This is a genomic window from Arthrobacter pascens, assembly GCF_030815585.1.
In the GTDB taxonomy this organism is placed as follows: Bacteria; Actinomycetota; Actinomycetes; order Actinomycetales; family Micrococcaceae; genus Arthrobacter; species Arthrobacter pascens_A.
Map to the genome: position 1 here is coordinate 1,336,483 of NZ_JAUSWY010000001.1, position 24,931 is coordinate 1,361,413.

22 protein-coding genes and 1 pseudogene are annotated in these 24,931 nt (G+C 66.0%); 19 read left to right on the forward strand and 4 right to left on the reverse strand.

Translation table 11 applies throughout. From position 1 onward, the window contains the following. The first annotated feature begins 9 nt into the window (after positions 1-9). The 8 genes from QFZ30_RS06260 to QFZ30_RS06295 all read left to right on the forward strand — a co-directional run bounded on the left by QFZ30_RS06260 (position 10) and on the right by QFZ30_RS06295 (position 9,399). Positions 10-1,731, forward strand: a complete 1,722-nt coding sequence (locus tag QFZ30_RS06260; protein ID WP_307074484.1) for a hypothetical protein — start codon at positions 10-12, stop codon at positions 1,729-1,731. A 72-nt stretch (positions 1,732-1,803) separates the two neighbouring features. After that, positions 1,804-2,814, forward strand: coding sequence for a tetratricopeptide repeat protein (locus tag QFZ30_RS06265; RefSeq protein WP_307074486.1), 1,011 nt, complete (start codon positions 1,804-1,806; stop codon positions 2,812-2,814). Continuing rightward, the gene (locus QFZ30_RS06270; RefSeq protein WP_307074487.1) at positions 2,814-3,911 is read left to right on the forward strand and encodes an NADH:flavin oxidoreductase/NADH oxidase; all 1,098 of its coding nucleotides are present in this window, start codon (positions 2,814-2,816) and stop codon (positions 3,909-3,911) included. The genes QFZ30_RS06265 and QFZ30_RS06270 overlap by 1 nt, the downstream gene beginning before the upstream one ends. Positions 3,912-3,995: 84 nt before the next feature. Next, positions 3,996-4,790 (forward strand): ABC transporter ATP-binding protein, encoded by a 795-nt coding sequence (locus QFZ30_RS06275; RefSeq protein WP_307074489.1) that lies wholly within the window; start codon positions 3,996-3,998, stop codon positions 4,788-4,790. Then, complete coding sequence (locus QFZ30_RS06280; RefSeq protein WP_307074491.1) at positions 4,772-6,343, forward strand: transporter; 1,572 nt, start codon at positions 4,772-4,774, stop codon at positions 6,341-6,343. Before QFZ30_RS06275 ends, QFZ30_RS06280 begins: the two co-directional genes overlap by 19 nt. A gap of 40 nt (positions 6,344-6,383) precedes the next feature. Next, a complete protein-coding gene (gene nagB / locus QFZ30_RS06285) occupies positions 6,384-7,166 on the forward strand; it encodes a glucosamine-6-phosphate deaminase (RefSeq protein ID WP_307074493.1) in 783 nt (260 codons plus the stop codon). A gap of 107 nt (positions 7,167-7,273) precedes the next feature. Continuing rightward, positions 7,274-7,615, forward strand: a complete 342-nt coding sequence (locus QFZ30_RS06290; protein WP_307074495.1) for a DUF3039 domain-containing protein — start codon at positions 7,274-7,276, stop codon at positions 7,613-7,615. After that, complete coding sequence (locus tag QFZ30_RS06295; RefSeq protein ID WP_307074496.1) at positions 7,615-9,399, forward strand: DEAD/DEAH box helicase; 1,785 nt, start codon at positions 7,615-7,617, stop codon at positions 9,397-9,399. Before QFZ30_RS06290 ends, QFZ30_RS06295 begins: the two co-directional genes overlap by 1 nt. A gap of 13 nt (positions 9,400-9,412) precedes the next feature. Here the strand turns inward: QFZ30_RS06295 and QFZ30_RS06300 are convergent, their stop codons facing one another. Together QFZ30_RS06300 and QFZ30_RS06305 are read right to left on the reverse strand one after the other, a co-directional pair. Further along, positions 9,413-10,072 carry an isochorismatase family protein gene (locus tag QFZ30_RS06300; RefSeq protein WP_307074498.1) on the reverse strand — a complete coding sequence of 220 codons (660 nt, stop codon included), beginning with the start codon at positions 10,070-10,072 and terminating at the stop codon, positions 9,413-9,415. After that, complete coding sequence (locus tag QFZ30_RS06305; protein WP_307074501.1) at positions 10,072-11,400, reverse strand: nicotinate phosphoribosyltransferase; 1,329 nt, start codon at positions 11,398-11,400, stop codon at positions 10,072-10,074. The genes QFZ30_RS06300 and QFZ30_RS06305 overlap by 1 nt, the downstream gene beginning before the upstream one ends. Positions 11,401-11,437: 37 nt before the next feature. On the opposite strand from QFZ30_RS06305, the gene clpS reads away from it, so the two are divergent. The 6 genes from clpS to rdgB all read left to right on the forward strand — a co-directional run bounded on the left by clpS (position 11,438) and on the right by rdgB (position 15,822). Further along, positions 11,438-11,821, forward strand: a complete 384-nt coding sequence (clpS, locus tag QFZ30_RS06310) for an ATP-dependent Clp protease adapter ClpS (protein WP_307074504.1) — start codon at positions 11,438-11,440, stop codon at positions 11,819-11,821. Beyond that, positions 11,814-12,380 (forward strand): DUF2017 domain-containing protein, encoded by a 567-nt coding sequence (locus QFZ30_RS06315; RefSeq protein WP_307074506.1) that lies wholly within the window; start codon positions 11,814-11,816, stop codon positions 12,378-12,380. Before clpS ends, QFZ30_RS06315 begins: the two co-directional genes overlap by 8 nt. A gap of 92 nt (positions 12,381-12,472) precedes the next feature. Then, complete coding sequence (gene murI, locus QFZ30_RS06320) at positions 12,473-13,543, forward strand: glutamate racemase (RefSeq protein ID WP_307074508.1); 1,071 nt, start codon at positions 12,473-12,475, stop codon at positions 13,541-13,543. Beyond that, complete coding sequence (locus QFZ30_RS06325) at positions 13,540-14,337, forward strand: MBL fold metallo-hydrolase (RefSeq protein WP_307074511.1); 798 nt, start codon at positions 13,540-13,542, stop codon at positions 14,335-14,337. Before murI ends, QFZ30_RS06325 begins: the two co-directional genes overlap by 4 nt. 58 nt (positions 14,338-14,395) lie before the next feature. Further along, positions 14,396-15,154, forward strand: coding sequence for a ribonuclease PH (rph, locus tag QFZ30_RS06330; protein ID WP_307074513.1), 759 nt, complete (start codon positions 14,396-14,398; stop codon positions 15,152-15,154). Further along, positions 15,151-15,822: an RdgB/HAM1 family non-canonical purine NTP pyrophosphatase gene (gene rdgB / locus QFZ30_RS06335; protein ID WP_307074515.1), complete on the forward strand. Its 672-nt coding sequence runs from the start codon at positions 15,151-15,153 to the stop codon at positions 15,820-15,822. Before rph ends, rdgB begins: the two co-directional genes overlap by 4 nt. 89 nt (positions 15,823-15,911) lie before the next feature. Here the strand turns inward: rdgB and QFZ30_RS06340 are convergent, their stop codons facing one another. Then, positions 15,912-16,688 (reverse strand): VTT domain-containing protein, encoded by a 777-nt coding sequence (locus QFZ30_RS06340; protein ID WP_307080087.1) that lies wholly within the window; start codon positions 16,686-16,688, stop codon positions 15,912-15,914. Between the two features lie 68 nt (positions 16,689-16,756). Here QFZ30_RS06340 and QFZ30_RS06345 point away from each other — a divergent pair. Then, positions 16,757-17,771, forward strand: a pseudogene (locus tag QFZ30_RS06345) (exonuclease domain-containing protein). A gap of 83 nt (positions 17,772-17,854) precedes the next feature. After that, positions 17,855-18,406 (forward strand): DUF4395 domain-containing protein, encoded by a 552-nt coding sequence (locus QFZ30_RS06350; RefSeq protein WP_307074516.1) that lies wholly within the window; start codon positions 17,855-17,857, stop codon positions 18,404-18,406. Here QFZ30_RS06350 and QFZ30_RS06355 read toward each other — a convergent pair. After that, a complete protein-coding gene (locus QFZ30_RS06355; RefSeq protein ID WP_307074518.1) occupies positions 18,393-19,484 on the reverse strand; it encodes an ADP-ribosylglycohydrolase family protein in 1,092 nt (363 codons plus the stop codon). The two genes, QFZ30_RS06350 and QFZ30_RS06355, sit on opposite strands and share 14 nt — an antisense overlap. Positions 19,485-19,636: 152 nt before the next feature. Here QFZ30_RS06355 and QFZ30_RS06360 point away from each other — a divergent pair, with 152 nt between their 5' ends. From QFZ30_RS06360 to QFZ30_RS06370, 3 genes are read left to right on the forward strand one after another with little or no spacing between them, the layout of a single operon-like run. Beyond that, positions 19,637-20,602, forward strand: coding sequence for an aquaporin (locus tag QFZ30_RS06360; protein ID WP_307080089.1), 966 nt, complete (start codon positions 19,637-19,639; stop codon positions 20,600-20,602). Positions 20,603-20,658: 56 nt separating this feature from the next. After that, positions 20,659-21,846: an exonuclease SbcCD subunit D gene (locus tag QFZ30_RS06365; protein ID WP_307074520.1), complete on the forward strand. Its 1,188-nt coding sequence runs from the start codon at positions 20,659-20,661 to the stop codon at positions 21,844-21,846. Then, positions 21,843-24,872, forward strand: a complete 3,030-nt coding sequence (locus QFZ30_RS06370) for an AAA family ATPase (RefSeq protein ID WP_307074522.1) — start codon at positions 21,843-21,845, stop codon at positions 24,870-24,872. Before QFZ30_RS06365 ends, QFZ30_RS06370 begins: the two co-directional genes overlap by 4 nt. The last annotated feature ends 59 nt before the right edge of the window (positions 24,873-24,931 follow it).

A 24,931-nucleotide genomic window follows, 5' to 3' on the forward strand; every position in this document is an offset into this window, starting at 1 on the left:
GTGTTTCCTTTGCGTTTCAAGACTGCAGTCGCACTCGTGCTGCTCGGCCTCCTGACACTTCTGGCCGGTATCGGCCAGAAGACCATCTGGGCCCCGTCCGAGACCTTTACGGCCTCGGCTCCCACAGACGCCGCCGAGGCGCCGCTGACCGTCATTGACCAGAATCTCCGTTCGCTCCATGGCGGGACGGTGAAAATCAACATCAAGGGTGACGGCAACTTCATCCTTGCGGCCGGCCGCCCGGATGATGTGGACGCGTGGGTGGGCCAGACGGCCCATAACACCGTCACGGGTGTTTCCGAAGACCAGAAGTCGCTTCAGGTGGAGCACGCGGGCGGCGAAGCCACTGCGCCCAGCCCCGCCGGGTCCGATCTGTGGGTTTCCAGCGAAAATGCTAGCGGCGAACTGGACTACTCCTGGACTCCTCCCGCAGATGGTGACTGGTCGCTGTTGCTCGCCTCCGACGGCACAAAGCCCGCCCCGTCTTCCATCTCCATGACGTTCCCGAACGATACGGCCACGCCGTGGGCCGTTCCCCTGATGGTTATTGGCGGACTGCTGGTCCTCGCCGGTATTGCCCTGGCTGTTCTCTCTGCGCGGAAGCCGAACGGTGAGAGCGGGGGCGGCAGCGGCCAGGGAAGCCTCTTCGCCAAGCGGGCACGGGCCAAGGCTGAGGCCCGCGCTGCGGCACGGCTGCCCAGGGTGACGCCCGGCGGAGCCACCGCCACCGGCATTCTCACCGCCGCTGTCACGGCCGCGGTTCTGGCCGGAACGGGTGCTGCGGCCAACGCCACCACAACGCCTGCCCCGGCTCCGTCCACGGAGTCCGCTGCCGGCGCCGCCCCAGCGTCACCCGTCCTCATTGACTCCCAGTTCCGGCGCATCCTGGAGCAGGTATCAAGTGCCACCGATGCCGGAGATGCGGCCAAGGACGCCAGCAAGCTTGCCGACCGCGTGGCTGGAACTGAGCTGGAGGTCCGCACCCAGAACTACAAGATCCGGTCAGAGGTGGGATCGTACGAGGCCCGCATGCCGGTGCGCTCGACGAAGCTCCTCACCACTGTGGTGACCAGCGGACGCGCATGGCCGAGGTCTGTCATGGCTGTCACCCAGGGCGAGGGGAACGTTGTTCCGCAGCTGCTGACGCTGGTCCAGCCGTCGCCGCGTGAGAACTACAAACTGGTGGAGACCACGCCGCTTCAGCCGGGAACCACATTCCCATCGATCGCCCGGGGCGGAACCCAAACGCTGGCGGCCAATGACAAGTCAGGCCTGGCTTACAGCGGCGAGGAGGCCCTGGCCGGTCTCGCCGACCGCCTGAGCACGGCAGATTCAAGCTTCAAGGACAAGCTGGTGGAAGGCGAATCCTCGCCGTACATCGCCGATACCCTGTCCTACCAGGCTGAAGTGGTGAAGTCAGGCGAGAACGGCAACTTTTCCTTCACCCACAAAGTAGTGCCCGAAAGCACCGTGGTGTTCCGCACAGCCGACGGCGGGGCACTGGTCCTGGGCCGCATCAACTTCGGGTTTGACGGCACGCCCAAGGCATCCGGCGACAAACTGACCATCGGTGACGACGCCGCCGCGCTTGCCGGCGGCAAGGAGACCACCACCGGAATGGTCCTGAGTTTCGCTGAGTCGATGGCTGTCTATATTCCGCCTGCCGGTTCAAGTGATCCCATGAAGCTGGTGGCCGCAACCCGCGGGCTGGTTGGCGCAAGCTTCAAGTAGGGCGGCCGCCGCCAAGACGGCGCCAACTACGGATTACCCCGGGCAGCGGTCGGAGTGGCTAGAGTGGAAAGCATGAGTTCGCCTGCTTCCCGCCCAGTCCCTCCAGCCGCTGCCAGCCCGCTTAACTTGCGAGGCGCCGTCGACCTTTCCGCGCTGAAACAGCGCCCCGCGCCGCCTGCGCCGGCGGAACGCAGTCCGGGAAGCGCCGCTCCAGGCGGCGGCCCGGGCGGCGCCGCGGAGTCAGGGGCCCCTGATGCCGGCGCGCCTCCGCTGCGGGTCAACGTCACGGAGGGAAATTTCCAGGAGCTGGTGGAGCTTTCCGCCCAGGTGCCGGTGGTCTTCGCGCTGTGGGCCGGCTATTCACCGGAATCTGCCCAAATGCTGGACACCCTCGAGCGCGTGGTGGGCAGCTACGCCGGCCGCCTGGTGCTTGCTGCAGCGGACATCGACGCATTCCCGCAGCTCGCGCAGGCTTTCCAGGTGCAGGCCGTACCCACCGCGGTGGCCGTCCTCAAGGGCCAGCCCGTGCCGCTGTTCCAAGGCGGCGCCGACGAAGCCCAAATGCGCAGCCTGCTTGAGGAACTGCTGAAGGTGGCCGCTGCCAACGGGGTCACCGGAAGCCTCGGCGGCAAGGCGCCGGAGGACGCAGACCCCGCGCCGCTTCCCCCGCTGCACCAGGCAGCCTTCGACGCCATCGAAGCGGGGGACTATGAAGCCGCCGCCGCAGCCTACCGCCAGGCGCTCCTGGAAATGCCCGCAGATGCGGAGGCCAAGACCGGCCTTGCCCAGGTGGAACTGATGGCACGGCTTCAGCCGCTGTCCGTCCAGGACACCGAGGAGCTGCGCACACTGGCGGCCGACGAACCGGACAACCTGGATGCCCAGCTGAGCGTTGCGGACCTGGACGTCGGCGGCGGACATGTAGAAGACGGCCTGAACCGCCTTGTCAGCTTTATCGGGCGCAACTTCGGCCCGGAACGCGAAACTGCGCGCATCCGGCTCCTTGAACTCTTCGAGGTGGTTGGCACCTCGGACGAGCGCGTTGCCAAAGCCCGCCAAGGCCTGGCGAGAGTGCTGTTTTAGTGCCGGCTCTCTTCCAGCCGCTCAAGCTGCGCTCATTGGAGCTCCAGCATCGCGGCTGGGTGTCACCCATGTGCCAGTACAGCTGCAGTCCCGACGCCGCCCCCGGACTTCCGAACGACTGGCACCTGATGCATTTGGGATCCTTCGCCGCTGGCGGCGCCGCGCTGATCCTCACCGAAGCTGCGGCCGTGAACGCGGAGGGCCGGATCAGCCCGCGTGACGCCGGGCTGTACAACGACGAGCAGGCCGAAGCATGGCAACGGATAACCTCGTTTGTGCACAAGCACGGCGCAGCAGAGGCGAAGATCGGTGCCCAGCTTGCCCACGCCGGCCGGAAGGCCTCTACGTACTGGCCGTTCTCCGGCCAGCGGGGCAGCGTGCCTGAGTCCGACGGCGGCTGGACCACCGTGGGACCGTCCCCGTTGGCCTTTGACGGCTATGCAGAGCCCGCCGGGATGAGTGAGGACCAGATCAACGGTGTGGTTGCCGATTTCGCTGCCGCCGCCGTCCGTGCCGTTGACGCCGGGTTTGACACGCTTGAAGTCCATGGTGCGCACGGCTATCTGCTGCACCAGTTCCAGAGTCCGCTGGCTAACACCCGGACGGATGCATGGGGCGGTGATGAAACCGGGCGGAACCGCCTGATGCTCGCCGTGATAGATGCTGTCCGCGATGCCATCCCTGAATCCATGCCGCTGCTGCTCAGGATTTCGGCCACGGACTGGGCAGAGGGCGGGATTGATATTGAGGCCTCGGTGCGCCTGGTTGAGCAGGCGGCAGAGCATGGCGTGGACCTGGTGGACGTTTCCAGCGGGGGAGCCGTCGCCCACCAGCAGATCAAGCCCGGCCCCGGCTATCAGACAGGATTCTCCGCACGGATCCGGCGGGAAGCCGGTGTTCCCACCGGAACCGTAGGCCTGCTTACCTCCGCAGGACAGGCCGAGCACGCCCTGGCCACCGGGCAGGCAGACGGTGTGTTCATCGCCAGGGCCGCCCTGCGCGACCCGCATTGGTGGCTGCGTGCCGCCTTTGAACTGGGCCATGACATTAGCTGGCCGCCCCAATACGAACGCGCCCTGCCACGGCATGCGTTTTAGTCCTTAGTGAGTCAGTCCGTACGCCTTTGTCCCTACTCCTCGGGGACGACCCCCTCAGGTGTGCGGTAGGTCTAGGGTGGCAGTATGACTGCTCCGCATGCTGATCCGGTGGCGCACGCCGGCACGGTTCCAGCCCTGTCCATCCGTGGCCTCGCCAAGAGATTCGGCGGAAAAATCGCCGTGGACGGCATCAGCCTCGACGTGCCGGCTGGCTCGTTTTTTGGCATCGTAGGCCCCAATGGCGCCGGCAAAACCACCACCCTGTCAATGGCAACGGGTCTTCTGCGTCCCGACTTCGGCACTGCCGTGGTCCACGGAGTGGATGTCTGGTCCAGGCCGCTGGAGGCCAAAAGGCTGATGGGCATACTCCCTGACGGAGTCCGCCTCTTTGACCGGCTCACCGGCGAACAACTGGTGACCTATGCGGGACTGCTCCGGGGGATGGACAAGGATGTGGTCTCCCCGCGGGTAGCGGAGCTCCTGTCCGCCCTGGACCTCAGCCAGGATGCCGGCACACTCGTGGTGGATTATTCGGCAGGCATGACCAAGAAGATCGCGCTCGCTTCTGCCCTGATCCACGCTCCGCGGCTCCTGGTGCTGGATGAGCCGTTCGAATCTGTGGACCCCGTTTCGGCGTCCAATATCCGCGCCATCCTGGACCGCTATGTGGCCTCCGGCGGCACGGTCATCGTCTCCAGCCACGTCATGGACCTGGTCCAGCGTATGTGCGACCACGTGGCGGTGGTGGCGGCCGGCAGGCTGCTGGCGGCCGGGACGGTGGATGAGGTACGCGCGGGTGCTTCCCTCGAGGACAGGTTCGTCGATCTGGTGGGCGGCCGGAACCATACGGAAGGCCTGGAATGGTTGCGCACCTTCTGAGGCTCAAGCTGACCCTGCTCCGCAACGGCCTGCGGCGGAGCCCCTGGCAGCTGGTTGGCATGGCCTTCGGCGGACTGTATGCGCTGGGGCTGGTGGGGGCGCTGGTGCTGGCGCTTGTGCTGCTCCGCCAAGAAGACAGTGAGCTCGCGCAGACTGCCGTGGTGCTGGGCGGTTCGGCGGCCATCCTGGGCTGGGGCATCATCCCGGTGGTGGCCTCGGCGGCAGACCTGACCCTCGATCCGTCCCGCTTTACAACGTCCGCCATCCCGATGCGGCAGCTGTTGGCCGGGCTGGCCCTCGGGGGCCTCATTGGCATTCCGGGCCTGGCCACGGCGCTCGTGGCGCTCGCCACCGTCTGGACCTGGTCCCGCGGCGTGTTCCCCGGACTGGCGGCGCTCGTCGGGGCCGCCCTGGGGGTCCTTAGCTGCATTGTCCTGTCCAAGGTGGTGACGACGGCAACGGCCAGCCTTGCCGCGTCCCGCCGTTTCAAGGATGTCAGCGCCATTGCCTTTATGGTTCCTTTGGTCCTGATGGGGCCCATCGTGGCAGGAGTGTCCCGGGGGATCTCAGCCTCCGCCGGCTTTCTGCCGGAGCTTGCCCGGACTCTGGCCTGGACGCCGCTGGGCGCGGCGTGGTCCCTCGGCGGTGACATCGCGGCAGGACGGCCAGGTGATGCGGCTGCCAAGTTGCTCGTCGCACTGGCCACGCTGGCCGGCCTTGCCTGGTGCTGGAAGGTCCTCCTGGAACGGGCCCTGGTTAATCCGCCGTACGCGGGAAGCGGAAGCAGGAAGGGCGGGAAAATGGGACTTTTCGGTCTCCTGCCCGCAACGCCGGCCGGCGCGGTGACAGCACGGTCGTTGACCTATTGGCTCCGGGATCCGCGCTATGCCGGCTCCCTGGTGGTCATTCCCTTGTTGCCCATCCTGCTGCTGTTCCAGGGAAGCCAGTCCGGTGACTACGGCAGCCTGGCGTTCACCGCTCCGTTGGCTGCCTTCCTGCTGGCCTGGTCCATCTCGGCCGATGTCTCGTACGACAACACGGCCTTTGCCCTGCATCTTGCAACCGGGGTGCGCGGCGTGGATGACCGCCTGGGCAGGGCCCTCGCCTGCCTGGCCTTCGCCCTGCCTGTGGTGCTCATTTTCGCGGTGGGACACCCTGTTTTTACCGGGGGATGGGAGGGATTGCCCGGACAGCTGGGACTCAGCCTCGGAATCCTGTTCACGGGGCTGGGGTTGTCGTCGGTGGTATCTGCCCGCTACACCGTTGCCGTTCCACTGCCTGGAGACAGCCCGTTCAAGAAGCCGCCGGGCAGTGTTGGCCAGACCATGGCGGTGCAGTTTGCCGGCATGGGGATCCTGGCGCTCCTGGTACTGCCCGAAGTCGCATTGCTTATCGCGCAGGGGGTTACCGGCAACCCCCTTTTCGGATGGGTCAATCTTGCGGTGGGCCTGATGCTGGGACTGGCATTGTTTGGCGCCGGCGTCAGGCTCGGCGGACGATGGCTCGATGCGCGCGGGCCTGAACTCCTGGCCCAGCTGACCGTCAACCGCTGACTCACCGCATGAAAGCCGGGCACCAGAAAGGGGATTGACCATGGAAGTTGTCATTGTTCCGGGCAGCAAACAGATCGGAAAGCTCGCGGCCGATGCCATCGAGGCCCTGCTGCGCCGCAAGCCGCAGGCTGTCCTGGGGCTGGCCACAGGATCATCACCCTTGCCCATCTACGACGAGCTGGCGGCCAGGCACGAACGTGACGGGCTGGATTTCAGCCAGGCCCATGCCTTTGCCCTGGACGAATACGTCGGCCTGGAGCGGGGCCACCCGGAATCCTATCGGGAGGTCATCCGCCGCGAATTCACCAGCCGGGTGAACATTACCCCGGAGAATGTCCACAACCCGGATGGGAGCGCGGCGGACATCCCGGCGGCGTGCAGTTCGTACGAGGAAGCGATGCACGCGCTCGGCGGCGTGGACCTCCAGATCCTGGGGGTGGGAACTGACGGCCACATCGGTTTCAACGAGCCTGGTTCGTCGCTGGCCTCCCGGACCCGCATCAAGAGCTTGATCGAACAGACCCGGCGGGATAATGCCCGGTTCTTCAACAGCATGGCGGAAGTACCGCACCACGTGGTGACGCAGGGCCTGGGCACCATCATGGAGGCCAGGCATGTGATGCTGGTGGCCACCGGAGCGCAGAAGGCGCAGGCCGTCCGCGACTTCGTGGAAGGTCCGGTTTCGGCCATTTGCCCGGCTTCGGTCCTGCAGTTCCACCCGCACGCCACCGTCCTGCTGGACGAGGCCGCGGCGTCGTCGCTGAAACTCGCCGATTTCTACCGGCACACATATGACAACAAACCGGGCTGGCAGGGCCTGTAGCTGCTTCCGGGAGCCGGTCTGAGCCGACCGGGCTGAGCCGCCGGCAGGCGCGCCAGCCGCAAAACGGTCCTCCCGCCGTCGAACGTCACCAGTCCGGAAAGGCTAAGATGGATGGCATGACTAGCATGACGGACCCTCTCGAAAACGACCCGATGCGCGAGCTTTCCGGGGCTGGAACGTCCACGGCCACCATTGAGCGCGAGGAACTGCGCCAGGAAGTTGAGCCCGGTGACCGGGAGCGCTTCTCGCACTACGTGCGCAAGGAAAAGATCATGGAATCCGCGCTGACGGGTGATCCCGTCATTGCCCTTTGCGGCAAAGTGTGGACGCCGGGCCGGGACCCCCAGAAGTTCCCGGTGTGCCCGATGTGCAAAGAGGTTTATGAAGGCCTCCGCCCGGGCAACGACGGCGGCAAGGGTCCCGGAGGGGACTCGGGCAACAACAAGTAGTGCCGGAAACACTCTTTGGCGGTCCCACCCTGCCTCCGGCGTTTCCGGAACGTGCAGCCTGGGGAACCGCCCAGAAACTGCGTGCCTGGCAACAGGAAGCGCTTGACCTCTATTTTCGGACCGGTCCCAGGGACTTCCTGGCGGTAGCCACGCCCGGCGCCGGCAAGACCACCTTCGCCCTGCGGGCAGCCACCATGCTCATCGAGTCCGGTGCAGTGAACCGGGTCACCATCGTGGCGCCTACAGACCACCTCAAGCGGCAGTGGGCAGACGCGGCCGCGCGGGTGGGTATCGCCATTGACCCCAACTTCAAAAACTCTGACGGGCAGCACGGCCGGGGCTTTATCGGCGTAGCCGTGACGTATGCGCAGGTTGCCAGCAAACCCATGCTGCACCGTGCGAAAACTGAGGCGGCACGCACCCTGGTCATCCTCGATGAGATCCACCACGGCGGCGAGGCCCTGTCCTGGGGCGACGGTCTGCGGGAGGCCTTTGAGCCTGCCGTCCGGCGGCTCTCGCTCACCGGCACGCCGTTCCGCTCGGACACTTCACCCATTCCATTCGTTGAATACGCCGAGGACAGGGACGGCATCAGGCGGTCCAGGGCCGACTACACCTACGGATACGGCAACGCGCTGCGGGACCACGTGGTGCGGCCGGTGATGTTTATGGCCTATTCGGGGCAGATGCGCTGGCGGACCAGCGCGGGGGAGGAGATGGCTGCGTCCCTTGGCGAGGCGGCGGTCACCAAGGACGTCACGTCACAGGCGTGGCGGACGGCACTGAATCCCACGGGCGAGTGGATACCTGCCGTCCTGGCCGGGGCTGACAGGCGCCTCAGCGAGGTCCGCCGGACCGTGCCGGACGCGGGAGGGCTGGTCATCGCCACGGATCACGACGACGCCAGGGCCTACGCCGGACAGCTGAAAAGGATCACCGGCGAGTCTCCCACGGTGATCCTCTCCGACGACACCAAGGCCTCCAGCAAGATCGAGGAGTTCACGGCGAGCGACAAACGCTGGATGGTTGCCGTCCGCATGGTTTCCGAAGGGGTGGACGTTCCCCGGCTGTCGGTGGGGGTTTACGCCACGTCAACGTCCACGCCGCTGTTCTTCGCCCAGGCCGTGGGCCGCTTTGTGCGTGCCCGCAAGCGGGGTGAAACGGCCTCTGTGTTTCTTCCGTCCGTGCCGCAGCTGATGGCCCTGGCCAACTCGATGGAGGCCGAACGCGACCACGCACTGGACCGTCCCGAGAAAGAGGACGGGGACGGCCTCTTCAACCCCGAAGATTCGCTCATGGCAGAGGCCAACCGGGAGGACAAGGCTTCAGACAGCCTGACGAAGGGCAAGTTCGAGGCACTCGACTCGCAGGCTTCCTTCGACCGGGTGCTGTTCGACGGCGGCGAGTTCGGCACCGGGGGAGAAGTGGGCTCCGAGGACGAGCTGGACTTCCTTGGCATTCCGGGGCTGCTGGATGCCGAGCAGGTGGGCACCCTGCTACGGCAACGTCAGCATGAGCAGCTCAACAGGAAGAACCGGAGATCCCCGGCCGCTGCTCCTCTCAGCGCAGCACCCGCCGTACCGGACCACCGGATGCTCATGGACCTGCGCAACGAGCTGGCCAAGAATGTTGCGGCCTGGTCCGCGAGGACCGGGACTCCGCATGGTGTGGTCCACACCAAGCTGCGGACGGTCTGCGGCGGTCCTCCCGTGGCTCAGGCCAATGAAGAGCAGCTCCAGTCCAGGCTGCGGAAGCTCCAGGACTGGTTCATCGGGCGGAAGTAGGCCGAAGGATCCATCAGGTGATGTCCACTCCGCCGAGTTCCATCTCGGCAATGGCATCTTCCAGGTCGTCGGCTATTCCGGCCGTGAGTGAGCGGATGACGGTCACCGAATAGCCGGCCTGGACTGCATCAAGGGACGTCGCCATCACGCAGTAGTCCGTGGCGATGCCCACCACCACCACGTCTTCGACATCGTGGCTCTGCAGCCAGTCGTCCAGGCCGATAGCGTCATCGGAGGGCGCATAGGTTTCGGCGCTATCGGCTGTGACCGCGGGGTCACCTCCAGCAGGGAGGACTCCCGGCTGGCGGTCTCCGGTGGGAACGGCATCCTCCGGGGCCAGAAGGCCCTCGAAGCCCGAATAGGCCGCGGCGAACTGTCCCTTCCGGAAATAGGCCTGGATGTATTCGGTGTCCAGGTCCGGGTGGAGCTCCGCGCCACGGGTGCCTGCCACGCAGTGCCGAGGCCAGCTGTCGGTGAAATCGGGGGTGTCCGAAAAATGCGCGCCGGGATCGATGTGCCAGTCCTGGGTCGCAACAATGTGGTCAAACTCAAGGTGGTGGGCGTCAACATACTCACTGATCGCCCCGGCGACGTCGGCGCCCCCTGCTACGGCAAGGGAACCGCCTTCACAAAAGTCGTTCTGGACGTCAACGATGATCAGGGCACGGGACATCAGTTCTCCTCATAGATGGTGGGGATGGCGGCGTCGCCGCGCTGGAGCCGGTTGACCACGGAGGGCAGTTCCGCCATGGTGTCCGCATGCCGTTGGCGTGCACGGACCACGCCTTCATGGCCGGTCCAGCCCGGCAACAGCTCACCGTTCTTGATGAACTGCTGCAGCAGGGGCCGGTCATTGCCGTCGTCTTCCGGCGGGCGGCCGATTCCCACGATTTCCTGGGTGGCGATGCCGTGCTCGTTGAGCCGGCGAAGCGCGTATTTGCGGCCGCCCATGCTGGCTTTGTTCTTGGCGGTCTTCGCGACCGAGACGAAGTTGCCGGCGTCGTCGGTCCGGCTCACGAGCTTGTAGACCATGCTGGCCGTGGGGGCACCGGAGCCGGTAACCAGCGATGTGCCAACGCCGTAGGAGTCAACCGGCGCGGCCTGGAGCGCCGCGATGGCGAATTCGTCCAGATCCGATGTCACCACAATCTTGGTGTTCTCATTGCCCAGCTGGTCCAGGAGCTGGCGGACCCACTGGGCCTGGGCCACCAGGTCGCCGGAGTCAAGGCGCACCGCGCCGAGCTTGGGGCCGGCCAGCCCCACGGCCGACCGGACCGCTGCCTCGACGTCGTAAGTGTCCACCAGCAATGATGTCCCTTTCCCCAGCGAGGCGAGTTGCGCCTCAAAGGCGTCCTGCTCGGTATCGTGCAGGAGGGTGAAGGAGTGCGCGGCGGTGCCCACCGTTTTGATGCCGTACCGGATGCCCGCCTCAAGGTTGGATGTGCTGTCGAATCCGGCGATGACGGCGGCCCTGGCGGCGGCCGGTGCTGCCTCTTCGTGTGTCCTGCGGGAGCCCATTTCGATGCAGGGCCGGTTGCCAGCGGCAGTGATCATCCGTGACGCGGCCGACGCGATGGCGCTGTCGTGGTTCAGGACGGAAAGCAGGTAGGTCTCCAGCATGCAGGCCTCCGCGAACGTGGACTCCACAATCAGGATGGGCGAATTGGGAAAGTACGCTTCACCCTCCGGGTACCCCCAGATATCCCCGGAGAACCGGTAGCCCGCCAGATAGTCCAGGGTGTCCTGGTTGACCACTCCCGTCCGTCCCAGGAAGTCCAGCTCGGCTTCGCCGAAACGGAAATCGGCGATGCCTTCCAACAGCCGGCCCGTACCGGCCACTATCCCGTACCGCCGACCGTCGGGCAGGCGGCGGGCAAACGCTTCGAAGACCGACCTGCGGTGCGCGGCGCCGGAGTGGAGCGAGGCCTGCAGCATGGTCAGCTCATAGTGGTCTGTATAAAAGGACGCGCGGGGATGCTCCCAGCCGGCAGAGGTACTCACAAATTCACTCTAGTGCGCATCCCCATAGAATGGACAGATGACCTTAAGCGTTGCGCTCGGCCCCGATACACAGGAGGGTACCCGGACCGGAACAGAGACGTCCACGGACTCCCTGACCGCACCGGACATCCCTTGGAACCTGGTGATCTGGAACGATCCCGTCAATCTGATGAGCTACGTTAGCTACGTGTTCCAGAGCTACTTCGGCTATTCCGAGAGCAAGGCCAACAAGCTCATGATGGAGGTCCACAAGAAGGGCCGGTCCATTGTTTCCCATGGCAGCAAGGAGCAGGTTGAACGGCATGCCGTCGCCATGCACGGCTTCGGCCTGTGGGCAACGGTGGAGAAAGCAAGCGGCGGGCCGGGCGGCAACTCCGGCAAGTCCGGCGGACCCGGGCAGGGCAATGGGAAACGTGGCTAAGGCATTCAAAAACGGACTCAAGGGCATCACCGGCTTCCTCGAACCTGCCGAGCGCGAACTGCTCCGCAGCCTCATCCACGACGTCATCTCCATGCTCCAGCCGGAGGAACGGGCCAACCAGGATCCGCTGGCGGCCATGATCGGGTTGGACATGGATGTCCGCGAGCCTTCAGACCGGGCGCTTAAACGCCTCCTGCCCAACGTCGTGAAAAACGACGACGGCGCGTCCCTGGAGTTCCGCCAGCTCACCGAACGCTCGCTGCGGGAAACAAAGATCGGCGCCCTGCGGGCAGCCGCGCTGGACCTCGACAAGGACGAAATCATCCTCAGTCCCGAGGGCGCCAGGCATTGGTCCATGGCCCTCAACGACGTCCGCCTGGTGCTCGCGGAGCGCCTGGACATCCAGGATGAAGAGGACGCCGAACACGTCCACCTCATGCAGGACTGGTCCCAGGCCGAGGACGTGGAAAGCTACCTCGCACTGGTCTACAACTTTGCCACCTGGCTGCAGGAGTCATTGGTCCAGGCGATGCTCCAGTCATTGGATTCACGCGCCTGACTCCGGCCGTTGTCCCGGCCCTGACCTGTGCTTGACCCTTCGGGCCGTTGCGCACTGTGACAAATTTGACATGAGTCGGGCGCCACAATGTGATGGCTGCGGCCACAGGGAAGACCTATCCTCGAATAATCATGACAACAGCCTCGAGCATGGATCCGTCAGCGGCAGCTGCAGCGGAGTCCGCAACCAGCACCACCACCGGCGGCCACATGGGATCCCGGCCAATCGGCGTCTTTGATTCGGGCGTTGGCGGGCTGACTGTTGCCCGGTCCATCATCGACCAACTCCCCAACGAGTCAATACTGTACGTGGGGGACACCGCCCACGGGCCATACGGCCCATTGCCCATTGCGGAAGTCCGGGCGAACGCCCTGGGAGTGATGGACGAACTGGTCGATTCCGGAGTCAAGCTGCTCACCATCGCCTGCAACTCGGCGTCGGCCGCTGTCCTGCGGGACGCCCGCGAACGGTATACCGCGCGGTACGGGATCCCGGTGATAGAAGTGATCCAGCCGGCCGTCAGGCGGGCCGTCGCGGCCACGCGGAGCGGCCGGGTGGGGGTCATCGGGACATCCGCCACAGTGGGTTCCAGGGCTTATGAAGACACTTTTGCAGCAGCTCCGGACCTGGAGATCACGTCCGTGGCCTGTCCGGAATTCGTGAGCTACGTGGAGGCCGGGATCACCACGGGGCCGGAGCTGCTGGCCGTAGCGGAGGGATACCTGGCCCCCTTGAAGGCCGCCGGAGTGGACACGGTGGTGCTGGGCTGTACGCACTATCCGCTGCTGACAGGGGTCATCTCCTACGTGATGGGCGAGGACGTGACGCTGGTTTCGAGCGCTGAGGAGACAGCGAAGGATGTCTACCGGGCCCTCGCCACCCACGACCTGCAGCGCACCACGGCAACGCCGCCGGAGTATCACTTCATCGCGACCGGCGACGCCTCCCAGTTCGAGGCCCTCGCGCGCCGCTTCCTGGGGCCCGAGGTCCTGTCCGTCAGGCACGTGGACCATGTCTCCGCCCAGTACCCCACCGGCAGTCTGGCCCGGATCACCCCCGAAATGATCGCCGCCGCGCAAGGCGCAACAGCCCGGAACGCCGCGGCGGGGCCGCGGATCTCCAATTTCGTGGGCGGTAACCGGTCCGGGGGTCCTGTCCTGTGAAGCTCACCGTCGTGGGCTGCACGGGCTCCTTCCCTGGCCCGGGCTCGCCGGCGTCGTGTTATCTCCTGACGGCCGACGACGGGGAGCGGACCTGGAAGATCGTGATGGACCTGGGCAGCGGTGCTCTGGGGGCGATCCAGAGATACACGGATCTTGAGGACATTGACGCCATCTTCCTGACGCACCTGCACCCGGACCACTGCATGGACCTCTGCGGCCTGCACGTGGCCGTCCGCTGGAAGCCCGGCGGCTGGGGGCGCGGCAGGATCCCGGTATGGGGACCAGCGGCAACGGCAGACCGAATGGCCACCGCCTACGGCCTGGAACTCGATCCTGGCATGCACGAGGAATTCGACTTCACCAACTGGGCCGAGCGGGAATCCGTGGCGTTTGGCCCGTTCACCGTGACCCCGTTCGCGGTGAACCATCCGGTGGAGGAGGCCTACGCCCTCCGTGTGGAAGTCACAGAGCCCGACAAGGACGGCAACCGGGTGACGCGTGTCCTGACGTATTCGGGGGACACTGACTCCTGCACAGGGCTGGAGGAAGCCGCCAAGGATTCGGACCTTTTCCTCTGCGAGGCCGCCTTTGAGGAAGGCCGGGACGACGACATCAAGGACGTGCACCTGACGGGCAAGCGGGCGGGGGAGGCGGCAGCAGCGGCCGGTGCAAGGAGGCTGCTTCTTACCCACATTCCCGTCTGGACATCACAGGCGAAGGTCATGGCCGAGGCCCGGCCGGTGTTCCCAGGCGACGTTGCAGTTGCCGTGGCCGGGGTGCACTACACGATCTGAGCGGCTCCATCCGAGCGGCCGGGGCTGCCGGCGGCCAGTGAGTCGATAAGCTAAAGGCATGACTTCTGAAGCAACCGCAGTTCCCGTAGTGCGCGGCGACGGCCGGGCCCCCGACCAGCTCCGCCCCATCAGCATCACACGCGGATGGTCCAAGCAGGCCGAGGGATCGGCCCTGATCGAGTTCGGCAATACCCGGGTCCTGTGCACGGCTTCCCTCACCGCAGGTGTGCCGCGCTGGCTCAAGGGCGAAGGCCGCGGCTGGGTTACCGCCGAATACGCGATGCTGCCCCGGGCCACGAACACACGGTCCGACCGTGAATCGGTCAGGGGGAAAATCGGTGGCCGCACCCACGAGATCTCCCGGTTGATCGGACGCTCCCTGCGCTCCATCATTGACACCAAGGCCTTGGGTGAGAACACGATTGTGCTGGACTGCGACGTCCTCCAGGCCGACGGCGGCACACGCACGGCGGCCATCACAGGGGCCTACGTTGCCTTGGCCGATGCCATCCGGTTTGCGCGGGACAACAAGCTGATCGCCAAGAGCGCCCAACCCCTTATCGACACCATCGCGGCTGTATCCGTGGGCATCATCGACGGCGTCCCCATGCTGGACCTGCCGTACGTCGAGGACGTGCGTGCCGAGACGGACATGAACGTGGTTGTCACCGGTTCCGGAAAGTTCGTGGAAGTGCAGGGCACCGCCGAGGGGGCGCCCTTCGACCGGGACGAGCTCAACAAACTCCTGGACCTCGCCCTGCTGGGAACCACCCAGTTGGCCGCCATCCAGCGCGAAACCCTTGCGGACGCCCTGTGAACCTGCCCGCGCCGGAAGGGGCGGTTCAGGGCCTTACGGCTCCCCGCCTGGTCCTCGCCACTCACAACAAGGGCAAGCTAAAGGAACTGCGTGAACTCCTGCGCGGGCAGGTCCCCGGGCTCGACGTCGACACCCAGGTGGTGGATGCCGCGGCGGCCGGTGCGCCGGACGTCGTCGAAACGGGCGTGACGTTCGCCGAAAACTCGCTCCTGAAGGCCCGTGCCGTGGCCGACGCCACGGGACTGGTTGCGATCGCCGACGATTCGGGGCTGGCGGTCGACGTCCTGGGCGGAGCCCCCGGAATCTTCTCCGCAAGGTGGGCCGGCAGGCACGGTGACGATGCCGCCAACCTCAGGCTCCTGCTGGACCAGCTCTCCGATGTACCGGATGCGCACCGGGGCGCTGCCTTTGTCTGCGCGGCGGCGCTGGCCGTTCCCGCGCACGGCGACGGCGGCGCTGGCCGCGAGGTGGTGGAGTACGGCCAGCTTGAGGGGATGCTCCTGCGGGAACCGCGCGGCGACGGCGGCTTTGGCTACGATCCGGTGCTGCAGCCGGCGGGTGATGTCCGCAGCTGCGCTGAGCTGTCACCGGCTGAGAAGAACGCCATCAGCCATCGCGGCAAAGCCTTCAGGGCGCTCCTCCCTGCGATCGTGGAGGCCCTCACGTAGCAAGCCCCGCCAACCTGGAGTTTTTGTCCAGATATCGCGGCCAAAAGCGGCCTTAGAGGGCGATATCTGGACAAAGACTCTTGGGGGAATCAGTTGTCCCGGGGGGTCTTCCGCTCGGCCTCGGGTTCGTGCTCCTCGATGAACTCCTCAACAGGATCTGTTCCGAAGGCGGCCGCCTGGCGCTTGGCCGAAATGCCTCGAAGCACCTCGATGCCGATCGGAATCACGGAGACCAGCACAATCGCGATGAAAATGATGTCCAGGTTCTCCCGGACCCACGGCACCCTGTCGCCCAGGAGGTACCCGAGGAGTGTGACACCGCCGCCCCACAGGACCGCGCCGATAACGTTGAAGAGGAAGAACTTTTTCTTGTTCATCTGGGCAACGCCGACGATCACCGGAACGAAGGTCCGGATGATCGGGACGAAGCGGGCCAGGATCAGGGCCTTGCCGCCGTGCTTTTCGAAGAAGGCATGTGCATTTTCGACATTTTCGCGCTTGAACAGGCGGGAGTTCGGCTTGTTGAAAATCGCAGGGCCGGCCTTTGATCCGATCAGGTAGCCGGTCTGGTTGCCGATGATGGCCGCGACGATGATCAGCAGTGACAGCAGCCAGACGTTGAATTTGATGGTGTCCGTTGCCACCAGCAGGCCAGCTGTAAATAGCATCGAATCACCGGGGAGGAAGAACCCCACCAGCAGTCCCGTCTCGGCAAAGACGATGCCGCACACCAGCAGCACCACCCAGGGTGCCAGTGCGGGGTCGGCCAGGAAGACCTGGGGGTTCAGCCAGTCGGGCAGGAAGGAGGCCAGCTGCGGCTGGACCGGTCCTGCGCCGCCCAGCATGGGCACGGCAAGGTCGCTGATCGCAAGAAAGTTCACTTACCTAGGGTACTTGACCGGGGTGGGCGCTTTTCGGCGGTAAAGTGTGGGCCGTGGGTTTGGACTTTACGGCGATCGACTTTGAGACCGCCAATGGCTTCCGGGGTTCACCGTGCGCGGTGGGCCTGACCAAGGTCCGTGGCGGACGGGTGGTGGAGGAAGCATCCTGGCTGATGCGGCCACCCCGGAACCACGACCACTTTGACCACCACAACGTCAGGATCCACGGCATCAGGGCCGAGGACGTTGCGGGCCGTCCCCGGTTCGGCGAACTCTTTCCCGAGATCGGCGCCTTCATTGGGAATGACATCCTGGCGGCCCCACAACGCCGCTTTCGATCTGGGCGTCATCCGTTCCGGTCTTGAAGTCTCCGGCCTGCCCGGTCCGGCCTACGACTACGTCTGCACGGTGATGCTTTCCCGGCGCTGCTACTCGCTGGTTTCCAATTCCCTGCCGTTTGCCGCCGAGGAAGCCGGCGTCCCGCTGGTAAACCACCACGACGCCGCCGAGGACGCCCGTGCGTGCGCCGGCATCCTGGTCGACATTGCTGGGAGAAACGGTGCCAACAGCATTGCGGAGCTGTACCTGTCGCTTGGCCTGGCATTGCCCCATCAGCAGGCCTTTGATCCGGCGCGTGATGCCCTGTCCAAGTCCAGCCTCACGGCTCTTGCCGGTGCCGCCGTCGGCGCCAACAGTGCCCCGGTCCGGGCCTTCCAGTCCGGCTGGCCTGAGGAAGGGTCCAACCCCCTGCCCAACGCCGACGCCGAGCCTGGCCATCCGCTGTATGGCCAGACGGTTGTCTTCACCGGACAGCTCTCCATGGCGCGGCCCGAAGCGAAAGTCCGCTCGGCCGAAGTGGGCGCCCGCCCGGAAAGCCGGGTCACCGCCCGCACCACCGTGCTGGTGGTGGGCGACGGGTTTGTGGCCTCGGATCTCCGCTCCGGGAGACTGACGGGCAAGGCACGGCGCGTCCTGGAACTCCACGACCGCGGCCAGCCCATCGAGGTCCTCTCAGAAGGGGAGTTCCTGCAGATGGTGGGCGGTTACGCCGCCGCCGGGAGCGCCTAGGGCCACCGCACTGCGAACGTTGCCCCTATTCATCTGGCGCAACAATCCTTCCCAGTCGGGAGGCAGGCTCCTAGCCTTGCAAGATGAGCGAATCCACCAGCCTCCAACCAGCCGACGTCAAGGACAGTCCCGCGCCGGTCCGCTCCGGCGTGGATTGGCGCGCCGTGTTTGCCTTTCCCAATCCGGTCAACGAATATGCCGCACGGATTACCGCGGGCCTGGTGGTGCTGCTGGCGGCGGCCACGCTCTTATCCGGTTCCGGCTGGGGGCTGCTGGTAATTGCTGCAGGATTCTGGCTGCGGGTGCTGTTCGGGCCGCGGGTATCGCCTCTGGCACTGCTCTCAGTCAAAGTCCTGGCACCACGCCTGGGACGGACACGCCTGGTTCCGGGACCGCCCAAGCGCTTTGCCCAGGGAATGGGGGCGTTTGTTTCCACCACGGCCTTGGTCCTTTTTATTGCAGGGGCTGTTCCGGCTGCCTGGATCGTGCTGGCGGTGCTGATCGCTGCGGCGTCGCTGGAGGCATTTGCCGGCTTCTGCCTGGGCTGTGTCATTTTCGGCCTGCTGCAGCGCCGGGGACTGATTCCCGACGATGTCTGCGAGGCCTGCAACAACGTCTCACTCAGGAAGTCGTAACACCCACCAGCAGATCTCCCATGCCCCGGATGACGTCCGGCGCTTCCAGTGCGTCCAGCCAGGCGGCCGGCAGGCACGATTCGCCGTAAAACGCTCCCAAAATGTTTCCGGCGATGGAAGCGGTGGAGTCGCTGTCCCCGCTGTGGTTGACGGCCAGGGTAACGGCCGCCCGGAAGTGCTCTTCCGCAGCAGCTGCGGTCGCTGCGGCATCGGGACCGGATGCTGTGGCCAGGACGGCGTAAAGCCCGACGGCGAACGCCTCCTCTGCGACCCAGCCCTCACCGAGCTCCCGCACCAGCTCCTCCGGGCCCAGGACCTGCGCACCAGCGAGGCGGACCGCAGCCTCCAGCCGTTCCGGCAGTTCGGGAGCGACGCCGTCGAGGCTGTGGACTTCCGCCAGGACCGCCGCCGCGGCCCCCTGAAGGCTGTCGCCGGACACCAGGCGGTGGATCAGCAGGCTGAAACTGCCGGCGCTCTGCCGGGCGGACGGATGTCCGTGCGTCAGCGAGGCGGCATCCGCACTCAACTTGTAGACGGCGTCGGGCGTAATGTGCGGGACCAGCCCGAACGGTGCGGACCGCATCACAGTGCCGCAGCCCTTGGACTCCGGATTCACCGGACGGTAGAGCGTGCCCATTTCGCCGGTGGCCAGTCCGCTGAGGCAGGCGTTACCCGGGGCCCGGCGGTGCCTGAGCACCTCATGGCTGTCGATCCACCGGGGCTGCGGTACGGGAGCTGAGGGCGGCGCGGCCACACCTTGGGTGGCCAGCCAGCGAAGATAGGCCAGCCACAGGCAGGCGTTGACGTCCGCACCGACGCCGGAGTTCGCCCACTCGAGCGCCTCCACCAGACCGTCCACCGTGTATAGCGTCATCTGGGTGTCGTCCGAAAAGTGGCTGCCGCCGTCGAGCGCTGAAAAGTCCGTCAGCCCGCTGGCGCCGAAGCGGCGACGGATTGCCTCGATCGAATCGAACTCGACGGCGTAGCCGAGCGAGTCTCCCAAGGCCCCGCCCAGGAGACAGCCATGGATGCGGGACTCCAGCGAAGGGACGCCAACGGCGCCCGGATCAATGCTCATGACAGTAAATTTACCGTGGCGGGCACCACCGCCCGAACCGGGCGATAAGCTCGGATCAGCCAACGCCCAGACTCCGCTGGCAGAATGCAAGGCTGCAGGTGAGCATTTTCGTCCTCGTCTGTGCCACCCCCTACGAAAAGGACCGCCCGAATATGACCACGCCTTTGCCCGACCACCCCGCACACAATGCCGAGCTGTTATCCGGCAGTGCTGCCGACGCCCGCCACGGACTGGTGTCCAGGCTGTCGGCAGAAGCGTTCGGCAGCCTGTTCCTGGTGGTCGCGGGGCTGGGAGTGCCGCTGTTCACGATTCCGCAGTCCAGTCCCTTGCCGGCCGCGCTCGCCGCAGGCCTGGCCGTCACCGCCGCCATGCTGGCCTTTGGCCACGTTTCCGGCGGCCACTTCAACCCCGCCGTGACCGTGGGCAACGCCATCGCCGGCAGGATCGGCCTTGGTGATGCAGCGGCCTACGTCGGTGCCCAGCTGCTGGGCGGGCTGCTGGGCGCCCTGGCGCTCTTCGGCATCCTGCGTACCCTGCCCAGCATTCAGGACAGCCGGACAGCCTTCGATACCGTGACCGCTGGTTTCGGTGAGCATTCCGTCATCCAGGCTCCACTCGCCGGGGTCCTCCTGCTGGAAGTACTCGGCGCCGCCGTACTGGTGGCGGTATTCCTGGGCAGCACGGCGCGGAACAACGTGAACAAAGCCGCCGCACCGGTTGCCGTGGGCCTCGCGTTTGCGGTGCTGCTGCAGCTGGGCCAGTCGGTGGGCAATGCCCCGTTCAATCCTGCCCGTGCCACTGCGTCTGCCTTGTTCAGCTCGAGCTGGTCACTGGAGCAGCTGTGGGTGTTCTGGGTGGCTCCGGTGGTGGGTGCAGCCATTGCCGGCCTGGTCTTCCGCGGATTTGCCGAAACTCCGGGCCCTGTCGCCGTCACCGAAGACTTTGCCGATGGGGGCGCTGACGAGGAGTCCGACGACGATGATGATACCTCCGTGCCTGCGGCCGGTCCTGACGGCAGCGCGGCGCCCACGGCCGACCTTCCCGCGGATGCGCCGGACGCCGACCGCAAGGGTGGCCGCAACGAGGCGCAGGATTTCTTCGACGGAAAGCGCAACTGAGACTGCCTGCTGCGGCGGTTGCCCAAACTGTCAGTGGCTGCCGATAGCGTAGGAATATGCGGTTATTGCACACATCGGACTGGCATCTGGGCCGGTCGTTCCACGGCGTCGGGATGTTGGACGCGCAGCGGTCATTCGTTGACCAGCTCGTCGGCTCTATCTCCGAGCACGCCATTGATGTGGTCCTGATCGCCGGCGACGTCTACGACCGTGCGCTGCCGGGCGTGGACGTGGTCGGTCTGCTGGACGATGCCCTGGTCCGACTGACCGCCGCGGGTGCCAAAGTGGTGCTGACCAGCGGCAACCACGACTCCGCCATCAGGCTGGGCTTTGCCTCCCGCCTCCTGGAGCGGGGCGGTGTGCTTCTGCGCACCAGACTGGCTGACCTGGACCAGCCGCTGCTGCTGCCACTGGAGGAATCCCCATCGGGTGATGCCGTTCCCGGTGCCGTTCTGGCCATCTACGGCATTCCCTGGCTTGAACCCCGGCTGGTGGCAGAACAGCTGGGTGTGGACACAGCCAGCCACTTCGACGTCACGCGGGCAGCCACGGATCTCATCCGTGCGGACCTGCAGCGGCGCGCCGTCCATGGCGCCGTCCATTCCGTGGTCCTGGCCCACACCTTTGCGAGCGGCGGCATCAGCTCCGACAGCGAACGGGACCTCAGCATCGGGGGAGTGGGGGCAGTGCCGCTCGATCTGTTCGACGGCTTTAGCTACACCGCGCTGGGCCATCTTCACGGCCGGCAGTCCCTGTCACCCCAAGTGCGGTATTCCGGTTCTCCGCTGGCGTATTCCTTTTCCGAAGCCAAGCACCAGAAAGGCAGCTGGCTTATCGACGTCGGCCCGGACGGGGTCACCCAGGTGGCCGAACTCCTCTGGGAAGCACCCCGGAAACTGGCAGTGCTGCGTGGAAATATCGCAGAGCTGCTGGAATCAAGCGACTACGCCTGGGCGGAGGACGCCTACTGCCAGGTCACGCTGACTGATGCCCAGCGGCCGGCCCAGGCCATGGAACGCCTGCGGGCCCGTTTCCCGGATACCTTGGTCCTCGGGTTCGATCCGCAGGGCGGGGCTGTGAAGGCTGCATCGAGTTACAGCAGCAGGCTGGCCGAAGCCGAGGATGACCTGTCCGTGTGCTGCGGATTCCTGGAACACGTTCGCGGGCGGGAGCCTGATGGTTCGGAACGGGCGGCCCTGGCCGCGGCCCTGGAGAACGTCCGCCTCCAGGAGGCGTCACTATGAGGATCCACCGGCTGAAGATCACCGCTTTCGGACCTTTCGCGAGTACGCAGGAAATCGACTTCGACAGACTCAGCGCCCATGGCCTCTTCCTTCTCAACGGGCCCACCGGCGCCGGCAAGACCAGCGTGCTGGATGCCATCTGCTACGCACTCTACGGCTCCGTTCCCGGTGCGCGCCAGGACGGCAAACGGCTTCGCAGCGATCATGCGGAGCCCGGCCTTGAGCCCGCTGTCAGCTGCGAGTTTTCGGCTCAGGGACGTCACTTCGAAGTCACGCGTTCTCCTGCCTGGGAGAAACCCAGTGCCCGGGGCAAGAATGGTTTCACCACACAGCAGGCCAAGACCCTCCTCCGGGAACGGGTGGCCGGGGACTGGATCGAAAAATCCGGCCGCAACGATGAGGCCGGCGCGGAGATCACCGGCCTCCTGGGTATGGACCGGGAGCAATTCACCCGGGTGGTGATGCTGCCGCAGGGTGATTTTGCGGCCTTCCTCCGGTCCAAGGCAACGGACCGTCTGGAGCTGTTGCAGAAACTTTTCGGTACTCAGCGCTTTGAAGCAGTGGAACAGGAGTTGGCACTCCTGGCCCAGGCGGCCAGGAATGATGTATCACGGCTCAACAGGCAACTGGAGCTGCTGGCAGCCAGGGCCGAGGCCGAGGCATCAGCTCTGGGCCTCGACGAATCAGGGGCACCGCCCCTGGATGACGCTCTCAGCCGGATCGGGTGGCTGCAAGCAGCTGTGAGCGGCCGCGCCGCGGAACTGGCCGGCAGTGCAGATACGGCATCGGCCCTGAGCCTGGCCCGTACACGGCAGCTCCAGAGCGAGATGGCGCGGACGGACCGGCACCGACGGCTGGCGGCCGCCACGACGAGGAAGGCCGCGGCCGAAGCGGCGGCCCCCGTCCTCGAAGCACACGGAGCCCGTCTTGCACGGCACCGCCAGGCGGAAGTGCTGGGCGGGCAGCTGCGCGCTGTGGAAAATAGTGATGCCCAGCTGCGCACTGCACACGAAGCCATGGAATCGGCCTACACCCTGCTGCGGATGGCGGCGGAGGAGGACTCCGAACTGGGCCAGCTGGATGTAGACCTGGACGCCGCCTCTGAACTGAACCGTCTCCGGTCACTGCTGGCCGTCGTTGAAGCGAGGCTGCCGGACGAAGAGCGGCTCCACTCGCTGTCCGCCCGACGCGTCACCCTTGGTAAAAAGCAGGAAGAACTCGCGAAGAGCGACATTGAACTTGCTGACCGCCTCAGTGCCCTGCATGCGGAGCGTGATGCCCTTTGCGACGCCCTGGCGCCACTGGCGGAGCTGGCAACGGCCGCTGTCCTGCACACCAAGGAAGCCGCCGCAGCCGATGAGCTGCTGGACGTTGTCCGTCGCCACCAATCAGCCATGACAACACTGGAACTGGCCCGGAAACGCCATGAGGTGTCCCGCGAGGAGCATCTGGACAGCAAGCGCCACTGGCTTGACCTGCGGGAAGAAAGGCTCGCGAATGCCGCGGCTGAACTTGCCGCGCAGCTGACAGACGGCGGGCGGTGTCCCGTCTGCGGAAGCCAGGAGCACCCGGCTCCGGCCGCGGCAGCTCCTTCAGCCCTGGGACTGGGCCAGGCGGAAAAAGCCGCCCACCAGGCATTCGAAGCCGCAGAGGCACAGCTGGCCAGGCACAGCACGGACCTGGCCGAGGCAAACCAGTTGGTCGCCGTACTGGCCACTCAAGGGGGCGACACTCCGGAGCAGGAAGCGCTCCAGGCCGCCGGCGCTGCCCGCCAGGCCGCCGCACGTTCGGAACAGGCAGCCGAAGAGCTGACCGGAGTACGGTTCCGGCTCGAGGACGTTGAGACCCGCATCGCCGCCGTCGGCTCAGCCAGGACCGCTGCCGAAGCTGAGCTCGCCCAGGTGAAGTCCACGCTCTCTGAGGTACTGGACCAGATTGCCAGCCTGGACGAGTCCCTGTCCGGGCTCCGGGGCGGCCGGCGTAGCCTCGCACAGCGGCTGCGGTCCCTGCAGGAGGCCGCGGGCACGCTCCAGAAGACTGTAGAGGCACAGACACAGCTGGACAAGGCCGGGGCGCGGGCCGCCGAAGCGCGGAAACAGCTGGACGCGGCCCTGCCTGAGGCCGGCTTCGAAACGGCGGAGGACGCCCGGGCCCAGCTGCTGGGAACGGCCGAAGCGGCCTCCCTTGAGGCCAAGATCCGGGCAGGCCACGATGAGCAGGCCCGTGTTGCGGAACTCTTCACTTCCGAAGAGCTCATACTGGCGCTGGAGGAACAGGCGGCAAACCTTGTTCCAAGTGACATCCGGCTGGCAGAGGTCCGTGCAGATGCCGAACAGGCCGAACAGCACGCCCGCGAGGCGGGGCTGGCGGCGGGCATGGCTGCGCGGTGCCTGGAGACGCTGAGCGCCATCATGCAGGACTACGAGCAACTGGCCGAGTCTGGACGGAGGCCGCGGGAGCGCGCGCAAATGCTCACCGCCTTGGCCGATGCTGTCGGCGGACGGGGAGACAACAACTACCGCATGAGCCTGAACAGCTATGTCCTCGCGGCGCGGCTCGAACAGGTGGCCCTGGCGGCCTCAGAGCGCCTTGTGGCCATGAGCGACGGCCGGTACCTTCTTCAGCACACCGATGCCAGGGCTGCCCGCGGCGCCAAATCCGGGCTGGGCCTGGAAGTGGTGGACCAATGGACAGGGCACCGCCGGGATACGGCGACACTCTCCGGCGGTGAATCCTTCATGGCGTCGCTTTCCCTGGCGCTTGGACTGGCCGACGTTGTTCAGCACGAATCGGGGGGAATCCAGATCGAAACGCTGTTCGTGGATGAAGGTTTCGGAAGCCTGGACGAGCAGTCCCTCGAACAGGTGATGGACGCGCTCGAAGGCCTGCGTGACGGCGGCCGGGTCGTGGGACTGGTCAGCCACGTGGGTGAGATGAAACAGCGCATCGGAGCCCAGCTTCAAGTGGTCAAGGGCCGCAGCGGGTCCACGCTCCACATCTCCGACGCCGTATCACCGCTGTCCTGATCCAGGCGAACAGTCATAGCGCCCGGTCCTCGTCGTCGCGGCCGTCCTCAATGCCCTGG